Consider the following 13,540-nt stretch of genomic DNA (forward strand, 5'->3'; position numbering starts at 1 on the left):
TCGCGCCTTCGCGCCTTCGCGAGAACATATCTTGCCTTCCGACTCCAGGCGTCGCGATGATCATCGGGTTGGGGTCGGACCTGTGCAATATCGAGCGCATCCAGGCGTCGGTCGAGCGGTTCGGCGAGCGGTTCGAGCAGCGGGTGTTTACCGAGGTGGAGCTGGCCAAGGCGGCGCGGCGGCCGTTCACCAAGGCGGGGACGCTCGCCAAGCGGTTCGCGGCGAAGGAGGCGTTTTCGAAGGCGGTCGGCACCGGGTTTCGCGCAGGCGTGTTCATGAAGGACATCGGCGTCGTCAACGCCGCGAGCGGTGCGCCGACGCTGGCCCTGACCGGCGGGGCCAAGGCGAGGCTTGACGCGTTGACCCCCGAAGGCCACGCCGCACGCGTGCACCTGACCATGACGGACGATCATCCCTGGGCGCAGGCCTTTGTGATAATCGAAGCTATACCCCTGTTATCCGCGGATAAAGATCGATGAAGGAAGCGGCGTTGGACGGCAAAGAGTCGCTCGAGAATCCGGCAGCATCGCGAGTCGGCGCCACACCCGTCCCGCCTCCGGGCAACGACGGTTCCCCTCACACGAAGACGACGGCGCCCACGCGGCGCGGGACCGACTGGTGGGGCGAGGTGAAGGGTATATTCTGGCTGGTGCTGGTGGTGCTCGGCTTCCACAGCTTCATCGCCAAGCCGTTTTATATCCCGAGCGAATCGATGCTGCCGGGCTTGCGGATCGGCGACCGGCTGGTCGTCACGAAATTCGCCTATGGCTGGTCGTTCGTGTCGCCGACGATCCCGAACCCGGTCGCGATCTTCAAGAGCGTCGTGCTCCGCCAGCAGGAAGACAGCTGGAGCGTGCAGATCCCCTTCATCAAGGGGCGGCTGTTCGGGTCGCTGCCGACGCGCGGCGACGTGGTGATCGTGACGCCGCCGGGGACGCAGAACGACTATATCAAGCGCGTGATCGGCCTGCCGGGCGACCGGCTGGAAGTGCGCGGCGGGACGGTGATCCTGAACGGCGTGCCGGTGAAGCGCGGCCCCGTCCACGACACGCTGATCCCGGTCGACACCAACAGCCCGTGCAGCGAGGACGAATATCCCGGCGCGCGCGAGACGCGGGCCGACGGCGCGATGATCTGTCGCCTGCCGACGATCACTGAGACGCTGCCCAATGGCCGGCGGTTCGACACGATCGAGATGGGCTGGAGCCCCGGCGACGATTACGGGCCGATCACGATCCCGGCGGCTCATGTCTTCCTGATGGGCGACAATCGCGACCGGTCCGCGGACAGCCGCTTCGCGCTGACGCAGCTCGGCCTTGGCGGGCCGGTGCCATACGAGAATCTGGGCGGGCGCGCGGAATTCATCACCTTCAGCCTCGACGGCGATGCGACCTACAACCCGCTGACCTGGTGGGGATCGCTCCGGTCGGATCGCGCGGGCACGTCGCTGCACCCTGCAACGGCGAACTGAGATGGCCGACGATAGCGGCGCGACCAAGCGCGTCGACGAGGCCAGCCCGGTCGAGATGCGCGACCCGGCGTTGCGTAAGGAAATCCGGCGCGCGACGATCTGGCTGGGGCTCGCCTGCCTGATCGCGCTGGCGATCGTGCTGGTCCAGCCGTTGCTGCTGATCTTCGCCGCGGTGGTGTTCGCGTCGCTGCTCGACGGCGGCGTCCGGTTGCTCGGGCGCGTGCTGCCGATCAGCCGGGGGTGGCGGCTGCTGATCGTCGTGGTGCTGGTGCTGGTGTTCATGATCGGCACGTTCGTGCTGACCGGGGTGCAGGTGACCGAACAGGTGACGCAGCTGCGCTCGACGCTCGAGCTGCAGGCGAACCGGTTCACGGGCTATCTGGCGTCGCAGGGGCTGATGCCGGGCGTGTCGGATGTGAGCGGGATCGCCAAGCAGGCGCTGGGGTCGGTCGGGCGCGTGACATCCTGGGTCGGCACCGCGATCGGCGCGCTGACCAGCCTGTTCATGATCCTCGTGCTCGGGCTGTTCATCGCGATGGACCCGGGCACCTATGCGCGCGGCGTGCAGTGGATGGTGCCGACCGACCTGCGCGACGAATTCGCCCGGACGATGGTAACGATGGGCGAGACGATGCGGCGGCTGCTCGCCGGGCGGTTGCTCGGCATGGCGGTCGAGGGGGTCGCGACGGGGATCGCGCTGGCGATCGGCGGCGTGCCGATGGCGATGCTGCTCGGGATCATCGCGGGCATCCTCGCCTTCATCCCCAATATCGGTGCGATCGTCACCGGCGTGCTGATGGTCGCGGTCGGCTTCAGCGCGGGCGTCGACACCGGGTACTGGGCGATCGGCACCTATTTCGTGGTGCAGACGATCGACGGCTATGTGATCGTGCCGATGGTCGCCAAGCGCACCGTCGACCTGCCGCCGGCGCTGACGCTGGGCGCGCAGATCCTGGCGAGCGCGTTGTTCGGGATCCTCGGCCTCGCGCTTGCCGATCCGATGACCGCGATGCTCAAGACCGCGCTCGAGCGCCGGTCGGACCGCGAGGACGAGAAGGCCGCGGACTGACGAGCGTGTCGAACAGCGCGAGGTAGCGTTCGGCCGAGTCGCTGCCGGGTTGCGGGACGGGTGCCGGTCGCGGCGTACCGGAGGTGAGCCAGGCGTCGAGTGCGGCGACGAGTGCGGGGCCGTCGTCGCGCATGACGATCGTGCCGCGTGCGGGGGTGTCGACGATCTCGGCGATCGCATGGCTCGAATCGGTCGCGACGACGGGCGTGCCGACCGACAGCGCCTCGCGCAGGACCCCCGGCACGCCTTCGAAATCCGAGGTCAGCGCGACGAGCCGCGCGCGCGCCATTGCCGGGAGCGGATCGGCGACATGGCCGGGCAGGTGCACGCGGGCGGCAAGGCCGAGTGCGATCGCCTGCGCCGTGAGCGCGCCGCGACATGCGCCCTCGCCGAGGATGACGAGCGCGATGTCGCGGTCGGCGAGCGCGGCGACTGCGGCGAGCAGCCGGTCCCAGCGCTTCTGCGGTTCGAGCCGGCCGACGCCGAGGATGAACCGCGACGGCAGCACGGGGAGCGTCGCGCCGGGCGCGGCGCGTGCCGGCGGGTTGGGGATGACGCTGACCCGGCCCGGCATGCGCGTCGCGGCGGCGGCCTGCAGCGCGGTGGCGTGCGTCATCGCGACGAGATGATCGAGGAACCGGCCGTGCCGCGCGAGCCAGACGCGGTGTGCGGCGTGGAGGAGGCGGCCATGGTCGCCGCGGTCGGGCGCGTTCGACATCTTGCCGACGATCGGTGGACAGGCGCGCCCGAGCCTGAGCCGGATCCAGGCGGCGATCCCGGTATAATGATTGCCGGGGCAGAAGAGGATGTCGGGGGCCAGGCGGCGGACGAGGCCGGGCAATGTGCGCGCGGTGCCGGGGACGATCGCAAGGCCGGCGGGAAGTTCGGCGGCGAGCGGGCCGGTCGGGTCGCCGATCACCAGCGTGACGCGGCGACCCGCGGCGAGCCAGCCGCGCGCAAGTCGCAGCTGCGCGCGCTCGACGCCGCCGCCGGACAGGTCGTCTGCATAGGTGAGGATGTGGTCAGCGCCCGGCATCGCGCACAGATGGCGCGGCCGGGGCGCGATGGCGAGAGGGTAAGCGGCGGCGAACCGCGCGGGTTCGGGGACGGATGACTCGATCTTCACGTGCAAGCCGGCGGCGGGGCGGCTATTGGCGCGGCGTGATGGCATGCCCGGAAAGGCCGGGTGCGCGGTACAGGACGAGGATCGTTCGATGCGTACGCGTATGACGGGCTCCGCGCTGACGGCCGGGAACCCGCCGGGTCGTTCCGCGGCCGGGGTGGTGCAGGCGGGGGTGGTGCAGGCGGGAGCCGATATCGTCGGGCTCGAACCGCTCAAGACCTTCCGCAGCCGGTGGCCAGCGATCATCGGCGCGGTGCTGACGCTGGCGATGATCGCGGGGCTCGCGCGCGAGCTGTTCGCGCACGGGCTGGCCGGACTGTCGCGGTCTGTGCCGTCCGATCCGCGATTCTACCTGTGTTTCGCGCTGCTCTACATGTCGCCGCCGACGGGGGATTACGTGATCTTCCGCCGGTTGTGGGGGATCCCGGTCGCGGGGCTGGTCGCGCTGATCAAGAAGCGGATCGCGAACGAGGTGGTGTTCGGCTATTCGGGCGACGCCTATTTCTATGCCTGGGCGCGGGCGCGGGCACGGATGGTGGCGTCGCCGTTCGGCGCAGTGAAGGACGTGACGATCCTGTCGGCGATCGCGGGCAACGCGATCACGCTGGCGATGGTCGCGATCGCGCTGCCGCTGAGCCGCGACCTGTTGCCGCCCGACCTGTTCAAGACGGTGCTGGGGTCGGCGGCGATCACCTTTGCGATCTCGCTGCCGTTCCTGATCTTCTCGCGGCGCGTCTTCTCGCTGCCACGCGCGACCTTGTGGTGGGTGTTCATGATCCACTGCATCCGGCTGATGTGCGGATCGCTGCTGATCGCGCTCGCCTGGCATTTCGCGCTGCCCGGCGTGTCGATCGCGATGTGGCTGTTTCTGGCGGCGGGGCGGCTGCTCGTGTCGCGGCTGCCGCTGGTGCCGAACAAGGACCTGCTGTTCGCCAATTTCGCGATCCTGTTGATCGGCCAGGACCAGGCGCTGTCGGAGCTCGTCGCGTTCACCGCGGCGCTGACGTTGCTCGTCCACGTCATTCTGATTGTCATATTCAGCGGGCATGCGATCGCGATGAGGACGCGTGCGTGAACCGATATCTTGGGGCGGTACTGATGCTGGCGGGGCTGGTCGCGGGCGCCGCCCCGGCATGGGCCGGCGGCCGGGCGGCGATCCAGGAGCCGATGCTCGGCAGCGACGCGCAGGCGTGCGAGCGCGACGAGGGGCCGGCGATCGCAGCGACGATCGTCGGACTGAAGGATCGCAAGGGCAATCTGATGCTCGAGCTTTATCCGCCCGACGAGGCCGATTTCCTGCGCGGCGACCGCGAGCTGATCGCGGCGGGCAAGACGTTTCGCCGCATCAGCGTGCCGGCCCCCGCGACCGGCCCGACTGCCTTGTGCATCCGCGTGCCGCACCCGGGCCGCTACGCGCTGCTGTTCACGCACGACCGTGACGGCCGGGCCAAGTTCAGTCTCTGGTCGGACGGCGCGGGGTTCGTGAAGGGCGACCGGCTCGGCCGATCGCGACCCAAGGTCGACCAGGCGATCATCGAGGTCGGGCCCGGACTCACGCATGTCACGATCCGCGCGCAATATCTGCGCGGGCTGGGCGGGTTCGGCCCATTGGACGGCAAGTGAGGGGGCGGGCGGGCTGAGATGCGGATCGTCGACGTCAACGAATTCTACTCGCCGACCGGTGGTGGCGTGCGCACCTATATCGACCGGAAGATGGGGATCCTCGCCGATCTGGGGCACGAGCTGATCGTCGTCGCGCCGGGCCGCGAGGACCGCGTCGAGGAGCGGCCGGGTGGCGGGCGCGTGATCTATCTCAAATCGCCGGGAATGCCGTTCGATCGCAATTACGGGCTGTTCTGGGATCGTGCGGCGATCCACCGGGTGCTCGACGAGCTCGATCCCGACGTGGTCGAATGCTGTTCGCCCTGGCGGCCCGCCTGGTTCGTCGGCGACTGGACGGGGCCCGACGGGCAGCAGCGCGCGCTGAAATCCTTCTTCATGCACAACGACAATATCGCCGCCTATGCGCAGCGCTGGTTCGCAGGGTTCGCCAGCCACGACCGGATCGAGCGCGCGTTCGGCTGGTACAGCCGGTACATGAACCGGTTCCTGACGCGGTTCGATACGGTCGTCACCAACGGACCCGCACTGGAGAAACGGTTGCGCGCGCGTGGGGTCCGGATCGACGCGGCGATGCCGCTGGGGATCGAGCGCGGCCATTTCTCGCCACGGCTGCGCGACGAGGCGCTGCGGGGGCGGCTGTTGCAGCAATGCGGGTTGCCGGCGGACGCGATGCTGCTGATCGGGCTGGGCCGGCATCACGGCGAGAAGCGCTGGCCGCTGGTCGTCGACGCGGTCGCGCGCGCGGGCACCGACCTGGCGATCGGGCTGATCCTGTTCGGCACGGGCAGCCAGAGCAAGGCGATCGCACGGCGGATCGGCGGATCGCCGCATATCCGGATGTTCGCGCCGGTCTATGACCGCGAGCGGCTGGCCGCGATCATGGCGAGCTGCGACGCGCTGATCCACGGGTCGGAGGCCGAGCCGTTCGGGCTGGTCGCGTCGGAGGCGATGGCGTCGGGGCTGCCGCTGATCGTGCCCGATACGGGCGGGTGCGCCGAGATCGCCGACCGGCATGCCAGCGAGCTCTATACGGCGCGCGATGCGACCGCGGCGGCGGCGGCGATCGCGCGGCTGTTCGCGCGCGACCGCGGGATGCTCAGGCGCGCGGCGGTCGTGGCGTCGGCACAGGTCCGCTCGGATCATGCGCATGCGGTCGAGCTGGTGGACTATTATGCCGGGCTGATCGCGGCGCGACGGGGGCGGCTGGCGGCGTGACCGACAGCCGGAAGCGGGTGCCGGGGACGGTGACCGCTCCGGATGCCGCCTTTTCGAGCGCGGCGTCGAGTTGCGAATCGCCCGCGGTCGCGGCGGATTCGCCACCGGTGAGGATGACGGTGCTCGGGGCGAGGTGCAGGCGATCGCGTGCGACGAGGTGGAGACGGGCCTCTGCCGCGGGGTCGAGCAGGGTGCGGCTGCGGAAGTAGAAGGGGCCGGCGGCGAAGCGGGGATCGGGGAGGCGGCCGGTGGCGGGCAGGACCTGCGGCGACAGCGTGACGATCGGGCCGGTGATCCCGCGCGCGTCGAGCGTTCGCCTCAGCGTGGCGGCTTCGCGCATGGCGGTGACGAGCGAAAGGCGGCCGGGCTCGGCAAGCGTGGCAAGTGTCGGTGCGAGGCCGAGCAGCGCGAAGACGGCCATGATCCGGGCGGTTGCGCGGGTCGGCGGTTGCGCGGTCCCGGCGGCGGCGAGCGCGACGAACAGCGGGGGCAGCATCGGCAGCAGATATTGCCGCCAGGTCGGCACCGGGAGTAGCGCGGCGACCAGCCCGGCGAGGACGAGCAGGTCGGGCAGCGTGACGCGACGACGACGGATCGCGGCGCGCGCGACGAGGGCGAGGGCGGGCAGCGCGGCACCGAGCGCGAGGAACTTCAGCGAATCGAGCGCCTTGGCGGCAAGCGACAGCTTCCAGGGCCGTGCCGCGTAATATTCTGCGGGCGCCTGGGCGGGAAAATGCAGCGTGCCGAACAGGAAGCCTTCGGGCGACAGCGCGAAGGTCCAGCCGACGAAGGCGACGATCGGGAGCGCGCCGAGCGCCACCAGCCAGACGCGGTGGCGGGAATGGAGCAGCGCGTAGAGGCCGTAGGCGGCGGCGGGGAGGGCGTAGGAGATTTTTGCGGCGACCGCGGCGGCGAGCAGAAGGCCGATTGTCAGTGCGCCGGCGCGGGTCCGGTTGTCGCGGAGGATCAGGCAGAGCGCGGCGGCAAGGCAGGCGGCGGGGAGCGCGTCGTTGCGCGCGGTGCCGATGCTGAACAGCAGGATGTCGGTGGTCGCGAACAGCGCCGCGCAGAGGCGCGCGGTGGCGGGGCCGGCACCGGTGCGGCGCGCGGCGGCGTGGACGAACGCGACGGTTGCGAGGCCGAGCAGCGCGTTGGTGACGCGGAGGGCGGGCCAGGTCCAGGCGCCGGTCAGGACGGCGATCGGTGCGAGGAGGAAGGGCTGGAGCGGGGTCTGGAGATAGGCGAAGTCGCGATAGGGGAGCAGGCCGTGCGCGGTGAGGACGGTGGCGGCGACATACTGGCTTTCGTCGTGGTCGACGGGGCGGAGGAGGGCGAGCGCGATGTAGAGCGCGGCTAAACCCCCTAGAAGAAGGATGTTCACCCGCGAAGGCGGGTGTCCAGTCTGGGCACCCGCCTTCGCGGGTGAACAGGGTTGGGGAGGGCTAGGCTCCATTACTCGGTTCCACCCCGGCAGTCTTCGGTTCCACCCCGGCGGGATTTGGTTCCACCCCGGCGGAGGCCGGGGCCCAGTTGGCGGACGGTCATGGCTGAGGGTCGCGTTCCGTTACTCAGGCTTTCCCAACTGGGCCCCGGCCTTCGCCGGGGTGGTGGTGGCTGCCGGGGTGGTGGTGCCGACTGGGGTGATAGCGTCCGCCGGTGTGGTGCCGGGCGGGGCAAGGGTCAGGCTTTTACCGCGGTCAGGAAATAGTCGAGGCTGGTCGAATCGCTGAGCGTGAAGCCGGTTGCCGGCGAGAAGCCGAGGCCTTGCGTGTGGACGACGTGGAGGCCAGCGTCGCGCAGCAGCGCGGTCAGTTCGTCGGGGGTGAGGAACTTGTTCCAGTCGTGCGTGCCGCGCGGGATGCGGCCGGTGCCTTCGGCGATCGTGATCATCGCGAGCCGTGACAGCGGCGTGCGGTTCGGGGTCGACAGGATCAGCAGGCCATTGTCGGCCAGCACGCGCGCGAGACCGCGGACGAAGCCTGTCGGGTCGCTGACATGCTCGATCACCTCGAGGCTGGTGACGAGGTCGAACTGGCCGTCGAGCCCCTCGACGCCGCCTGCGCGATAGTCGATCGCGAGTCCGCTCTGCGCCGCATGTATTTCTGCCGCGGCGATATTTTCGGGCGCGGCGTCGATCCCGGTCACGCTGGCGCCGAGCCGCGCGAGCGGTTCGCAGAGCAGCCCCGCGCCGCAGCCGACGTCGAGCGCGGTCCGGCCGGCGAGCGGGGTGAAGCCCGTGCCGTCGCCGTGCCAGTGCGTGTCGACCCGGTCGCGGATGTAGCGCAGGCGAGGCGGATTGAGCTGGTGGAGCGGCGCGGATGAGCCCTTGGGGTTCCACCAGTCGGCCGCCATCGTGCCGAAATGCGCGGCCTCCCGGGGATCGATTGTTGCGCTTTCGTTGCGGTCACTTGCCAGTATCATGCGCGCTACCTATCAGGGCCGCCGCTTCGACCCAAAGGGATTTACGCTGCCCATGGCCCGTATCGTGATGAAATTCGGCGGGACGTCGATGGCCGGGATCGAACGTATCCGCAACGTCGCGGCGCGCGTGAAGCGCGAGGTCGATGCGGGCAACGAGGTCGCGGTCGTCGTCTCTGCAATGGCGGGCGAGACCGACCGGCTGGTCGGCTTCTGTCGCGAGGCGTCGTCGCTGTACGATGCGAAGGAATATGACGTCGTCGTCTCGGCGGGCGAGCAGATCACGAGCGGGCTGCTCGCGATCGCGCTCCAGGCCGCGGGATGCAAGGCGCGGTCGTGGCTGGGGTGGCAGCTGCCGATCAACACGTCGGACGCGCATGGCTCGGCCCGGATCGGCGAGATCGACACGGTCGCGCTCGATGCGAGCCTGGCGGACGGGGTCGTCGCGGTGATCCCGGGGTTTCAGGGCGTGGCGGAGGGCCAGCGCGTCACCACGCTGGGGCGCGGCGGGTCGGACACCTCGGCGGTCGCGATGGCGGCGGCGATGAAGGCCGATCGCTGCGACATCTATACCGATGTCGACGGCGTCTACACGACCGATCCGAGGATCGTGCCGCGTGCGCGCAAACTCGGCAAGGTGACGTATGAGGAGATGCTGGAACTCGCCAGCGTCGGCGCCAAGGTGTTGCAGACGCGGTCTGTCGGCCTGGCGATGAAAGAGAATGTGCGCGTGCGCGTGCTGTCCTCGTTCGAGGATGGCGATACCAGTGACGGACACCGCGGCACGCTGATCGTGGGCGAAGAGGAAATCGACGATATGGAACGCCAGCTCATCACCGGCATCGCGCATGACAAGAACGAGGCGAAGATCACGCTGACGCAGGTCAGCGATCGCCCGGGATCGGTCGCGGCGATCTTCGCACCGCTCGCCGATGCGGGGATCAACGTCGACATGATCGTCCAGAACGTCGCGCATTCGACCGGGTCGACCGACGTGACGTTCACCGTGCCCTCGGCGGATCTGGCGCGGACGCTCGACGTGCTCGACAAGGCGAAGGACGCGATCGGTTTCGCGAGCCTGGTCCACGACACGCGTGTCGCCAAGGTCTCGGTGGTCGGCGTCGGGATGCGCAGCCATGCGGGCGTCGCCTCGACGATGTTCACGACGCTCGGTGAGCGCGGGATCAACATCCAGGCGATAGCGACGTCGGAGATCAAGGTCAGTGTGCTGATCGAAGAGGATTATACCGAGCTGGCGGTGCGTGTGCTGCATACGGCTTACGGGCTCGACGCCGAGGATGCGGCTTGACGGACACCGTCCGTTCGTTTCGAGCATTGTCGGGAAATATGTCACGGATACTGCGCGGGGTTTATCGACTTCGCTCGACACGAACGGGAGTTTTGTAATGACCATCGGCAGCGACCGGCTTCAGCGCCGCATGGCGCGCGGCGCCGCATTCCTCGGGTCCGAGGTCGCGATTCTTGGCGGGGCGATGTCGTGGGTGAGCGAGCGCAACCTCGTCTCCGCGATCTCGAATGCGGGCGGGTTCGGGGTGATCGCGTGCGGGGCGATGACGCCCGCGTTGCTCGATGCCGAGATCGCCGCGACGCAGGCGATGACCGACAAGCCGTTCGGCGTGAACCTGATCACGATGCATCCCGACCTGGTCGAGCTGATCGCGGTGTGCACGCGTCACAAGGTCGGCCATGTCGTGCTGGCGGGCGGATTGCCGCCCAAGGGCAGCCTCGAGGCGATCAAGGCGGGGGGCGCCAAGGTCATCTGTTTCGCGCCGACGCTGGCGCTGGCCAAAAAGCTGATCCGCAGCGGCGTGGATGCGCTGGTGATCGAGGGCATGGAAGCCGGCGGGCATATCGGCCCGGTGTCGACGAGTGTGCTGGCACAGGAGATGCTGCCCGAGATCGCCGAGCTGGTGCCGGTGTTCGTCGCAGGCGGGATCGGTCGCGGCGAGGCGATTGCGGGCTATCTCGACATGGGCGCGGCGGGCGTCCAGCTCGGCACGCGGTTCGTCTGCGGGACCGAATCGATCGCGCATGCCAATTTCAAGAAGGCGTTCATCCGCGCGTCGGCGCGCGATGCGATCGCCAGCGTCCAGCTCGACGCGCGGCTTCCCGTCATTCCGGTCCGCGCGCTGAAGAATGCAGCGGGCGAGCTGTTCTCGGCCAAGCAGCGCGAGGTTGCGGGGCATCTCGACGAGGGACGCGTGGCGATGGGCGAGGCGCAGTTGCAGATCGAACATTACTGGGCGGGCGCGCTGCGCCGCGCGGTGGTCGACGGCGATGTCGAGCATGGGTCGGTGATGGCGGGCCAGTCGGTCGGCATGGTCACCAAGGAAGAGCCGGTCGCGGACATCATCGCCGAGCTGATGGCACAGGCCGCGGCGGCGCTCGAGGCACGCGCGGCCTGATCCTTCGCCGGCCTAACACGCTGCGATCGTGCCGTTCGTCGCATTAGGGTTGCAGTCGCGTACGCGTTTTATACCCTGTTAACCTTATCGCGGCAGGTCTGTCTCGGTCGGGGGACAGCGAGGACTTGAGTCGATGAAGCGTCAGTTTGCGATGATTGCGGTGACCGCAGCCCTGCTCGCCGGGTGCGCGCGGAAGCCGGTCGAGGTCGCGGCGCCCGCACCGGCGCCGGTCGCGCCGGTGCCGGTCGCGGCCCCGCTGCCCAAGGGCGCGTTTCCGGGGATGAAGATCCCCGCGGTGCTCGCCGACGGTACCTATCCGACGCCGAACCGCAACCTGACCGAATCCGCAAAGATCTGGCACCTGCGCGCCGCGCTGAACGTCGCGGCACTGGCGTGCCGCGGACCCGACGAGGCGGTGATCGTCGCGGGCTACAACGCGATGCTCGCCGCGCAGAAGCCGGTGCTCGCCAAGGCCGAGGCGACCTATTCGGCGGAATATCGCGCGGGCGGCGGCGACTGGCAGGATCGCTACGACGATTCGATGACGCGGCTGTACAATTTCTTCTCGCAGTCGCCGTCGCGCGATGCGTTCTGCGAAGCGGCAGGGCGCGTGCTGGCCGAGGGCGCGAGCGTGCCGGGGCCGATGCTGGCGAGCTTTGCGGCGACGCGGCTGCCGATGCTCGAGCAGCCCTTCACCGATTTCTACCGTGCGTTCGACGCCTGGCGCGGCACCGCGGTGCAGCCGCTCCCGGCACAGCGCGTAATCTTTGCGAGCAACGGCGCAGTGCCGGTCGGCGGTTCCGGCATGGCACCGCTGCCGTCCGCCGCGCCCGCCACGCCGGGATTGCAGGCGCAGCTCCGGCCCGTCACGCAGCCGCCGCTTCCCGTCGCGCCGCGTCCGCAGCTGCAGGTCGATCCGGGCGCCCTGCAATAAGACGAGCCTTCCACCTGCGGCGGTGCGAAACCGCGGGCCGGGCGACGCGAATGCTTTCTTCGCGGCGATGCTTGGGTTAACAGCCCCCGGAATGGCTGACGCAGAGCAGGATCAACCGGCGGGAGGGCGCTTTGCGGGGCGCGAGCACCGGTTCGCGCTGCGCGTGTATTTCGAGGACACCGACCTGTCGGGCGTCGTCTACCACGCCAATTACCTGCGCTACATGGAGCGCGCGCGGTCGGACATGCTGCGCGTCGGCGGGATCGACCAGCGCGCCGCGTTCGAGGCGGGCGAGGGCTCCTATGCGATCGCGAGCCTCGCCATCCGCTATGCCGCGCCCGCGCGGCTCGACGATGCGCTGGTGATCGTCTCACGGATCACGCAGGTCCGCGCGGCCAGCGTCGCCATTCATCAACGAGTCATGTGCGGCGGGCTTGTCTTGGCCGAGGCGGACGTGGTGGCGGCGCTGATCGCCCCCAACGGCCGGCCGCGTCGCCAGCCGCGCGCATGGACTGACATCTACGAACGCCTTGTCTGGCAGGGGGAAGCATGAATCCGGTTCTGACTATGGATAGCGCGACATTGTCGCCGATCCACTTGTTCCTACAGGCCGATCTGGTCGTGAAGGGCGTGATGATCGGGCTGCTGCTCGCCAGCGTCTGGACCTGGGCGCTGATCGTCGCGTTCTGGCGGCGGCTGGGCAAGACCCGCAAGGGGCTGGTGCGGTTCGAGCGCGACTTCTGGAAGGCCGAGGACATCGACGTGTTCTACAAGGCCGAGAGCGAGACCGACCTGCCATCGGCGCGCGTGTTCGCGGCCGGGGTGACCGAGTGGCGGCGGTCGACTGCGGGCGGCACGATCGACAAGGCCGGGACACGCGAGCGGCTCGCCACGACGATGGGCGCGGCGGTCGCGCACGAGATCGACACGCTGTCGGACCGGCTGAACGTGCTGGCGACGGTCGGATCGGTCGCGCCGTTCGTCGGGCTGTTCGGCACCGTCTGGGGCATCATGCGCAGCTTCACGAGCATCGCGGCGGCGCAGAACACCTCGCTCGCCGTCGTCGCGCCGGGGATCGCGGAAGCGCTGTTCGCGACCGCGATCGGCCTGTTCGCGGCCATCCCGGCGGTGATCGCGTACAACCGCTTCAGCCACGGCATCAACCGGATCGAGGCGAGCCTCAACCGCTTTGCCGACGGCTTCCACGCGACGCTGTCGCGGCAGCTGGACGGCGCGCGATGAGCGGCCGGCCGGTGCTGTG

14 protein-coding genes are annotated in these 13,540 nt (G+C 69.4%); 11 read left to right on the forward strand and 3 right to left on the reverse strand.

Annotated elements, in window-relative coordinates; all coding sequences use genetic code 11:
• Nucleotides 1-56 precede the first annotated feature (56 nt).
• Genes acpS through FHY04_RS14070 form a run of 3 tightly spaced genes read left to right on the forward strand, consistent with a single transcriptional unit; the run spans nucleotide 57 to nucleotide 2,540 of the window.
• Nucleotides 57-479, forward strand: a complete 423-nt coding sequence (acpS, locus tag FHY04_RS14060) for a holo-ACP synthase (RefSeq protein ID WP_056407025.1) — start codon at nucleotides 57-59, stop codon at nucleotides 477-479.
• The gene (lepB, locus tag FHY04_RS14065; RefSeq protein WP_183936887.1) at nucleotides 476-1,471 is read left to right on the forward strand and encodes a signal peptidase I; all 996 of its coding nucleotides are present in this window, start codon (nucleotides 476-478) and stop codon (nucleotides 1,469-1,471) included. The genes acpS and lepB overlap by 4 nt, the downstream gene beginning before the upstream one ends.
• 1 nt (nucleotide 1,472) lies before the next feature.
• Nucleotides 1,473-2,540 carry an AI-2E family transporter gene (locus FHY04_RS14070; protein WP_031439338.1) on the forward strand — a complete coding sequence of 356 codons (1,068 nt, stop codon included), beginning with the start codon at nucleotides 1,473-1,475 and terminating at the stop codon, nucleotides 2,538-2,540.
• Here the strand turns inward: FHY04_RS14070 and FHY04_RS14075 are convergent.
• A complete protein-coding gene (locus tag FHY04_RS14075; protein WP_183936888.1) occupies nucleotides 2,485-3,576 on the reverse strand; it encodes a glycosyltransferase in 1,092 nt (363 codons plus the stop codon). The genes FHY04_RS14070 and FHY04_RS14075 overlap by 56 nt on opposite strands.
• A 178-nt stretch (nucleotides 3,577-3,754) precedes the next feature.
• On the opposite strand from FHY04_RS14075, the gene FHY04_RS14080 reads away from it, so the two are divergent.
• The 3 genes from FHY04_RS14080 to FHY04_RS14090 are packed head-to-tail and all read left to right on the forward strand — an operon-like array spanning nucleotide 3,755 to nucleotide 6,501.
• A complete protein-coding gene (locus FHY04_RS14080; protein WP_167396700.1) occupies nucleotides 3,755-4,738 on the forward strand; it encodes a hypothetical protein in 984 nt (327 codons plus the stop codon).
• Between the two features lie 23 nt (nucleotides 4,739-4,761).
• Complete coding sequence (locus tag FHY04_RS14085; protein WP_183937010.1) at nucleotides 4,762-5,286, forward strand: DUF2141 domain-containing protein; 525 nt, start codon at nucleotides 4,762-4,764, stop codon at nucleotides 5,284-5,286.
• Between the two features lie 18 nt (nucleotides 5,287-5,304).
• Nucleotides 5,305-6,501 carry a glycosyltransferase gene (locus FHY04_RS14090; RefSeq protein WP_183936889.1) on the forward strand — a complete coding sequence of 399 codons (1,197 nt, stop codon included), beginning with the start codon at nucleotides 5,305-5,307 and terminating at the stop codon, nucleotides 6,499-6,501.
• Here the strand turns inward: FHY04_RS14090 and FHY04_RS14095 are convergent.
• Both FHY04_RS14095 and ubiG read right to left on the reverse strand, forming a co-directional pair.
• The gene (locus FHY04_RS14095) at nucleotides 6,383-7,882 is read right to left on the reverse strand and encodes a DUF2029 domain-containing protein (protein ID WP_183936890.1); all 1,500 of its coding nucleotides are present in this window, start codon (nucleotides 7,880-7,882) and stop codon (nucleotides 6,383-6,385) included. The two genes, FHY04_RS14090 and FHY04_RS14095, sit on opposite strands and share 119 nt — an antisense overlap.
• Nucleotides 7,883-8,181: 299 nt before the next feature.
• Complete coding sequence (gene ubiG, locus FHY04_RS14100; RefSeq protein ID WP_183936891.1) at nucleotides 8,182-8,922, reverse strand: bifunctional 2-polyprenyl-6-hydroxyphenol methylase/3-demethylubiquinol 3-O-methyltransferase UbiG; 741 nt, start codon at nucleotides 8,920-8,922, stop codon at nucleotides 8,182-8,184.
• Nucleotides 8,923-8,974: 52 nt separating this feature from the next.
• Here ubiG and FHY04_RS14105 point away from each other — a divergent pair, with 52 nt between their 5' ends.
• The 5 genes from FHY04_RS14105 to tolQ all read left to right on the forward strand — a co-directional run bounded on the left by FHY04_RS14105 (nucleotide 8,975) and on the right by tolQ (nucleotide 13,521).
• A complete protein-coding gene (locus tag FHY04_RS14105; protein ID WP_031440023.1) occupies nucleotides 8,975-10,228 on the forward strand; it encodes an aspartate kinase in 1,254 nt (417 codons plus the stop codon).
• A 97-nt stretch (nucleotides 10,229-10,325) separates the two neighbouring features.
• Entirely contained in the window at nucleotides 10,326-11,345 is a 1,020-nt protein-coding gene (locus FHY04_RS14110) for a nitronate monooxygenase family protein (protein ID WP_031440024.1), read from the forward strand.
• A gap of 133 nt (nucleotides 11,346-11,478) precedes the next feature.
• Nucleotides 11,479-12,279, forward strand: a complete 801-nt coding sequence (locus tag FHY04_RS14115; RefSeq protein ID WP_183936892.1) for a hypothetical protein — start codon at nucleotides 11,479-11,481, stop codon at nucleotides 12,277-12,279.
• A gap of 91 nt (nucleotides 12,280-12,370) precedes the next feature.
• A complete protein-coding gene (locus tag FHY04_RS14120; protein ID WP_031440026.1) occupies nucleotides 12,371-12,832 on the forward strand; it encodes a YbgC/FadM family acyl-CoA thioesterase in 462 nt (153 codons plus the stop codon).
• Entirely contained in the window at nucleotides 12,829-13,521 is a 693-nt protein-coding gene (gene tolQ, locus FHY04_RS14125; protein ID WP_031440027.1) for a protein TolQ, read from the forward strand. The genes FHY04_RS14120 and tolQ overlap by 4 nt, the downstream gene beginning before the upstream one ends.
• Nucleotides 13,522-13,540: the final 19 nt, after the last annotated feature.

Source organism: Sphingomonas sp. BK481 (assembly GCF_014194875.1).
GTDB classification, from domain to species: Bacteria; Pseudomonadota; Alphaproteobacteria; order Sphingomonadales; family Sphingomonadaceae; genus Sphingomonas; species Sphingomonas aerolata.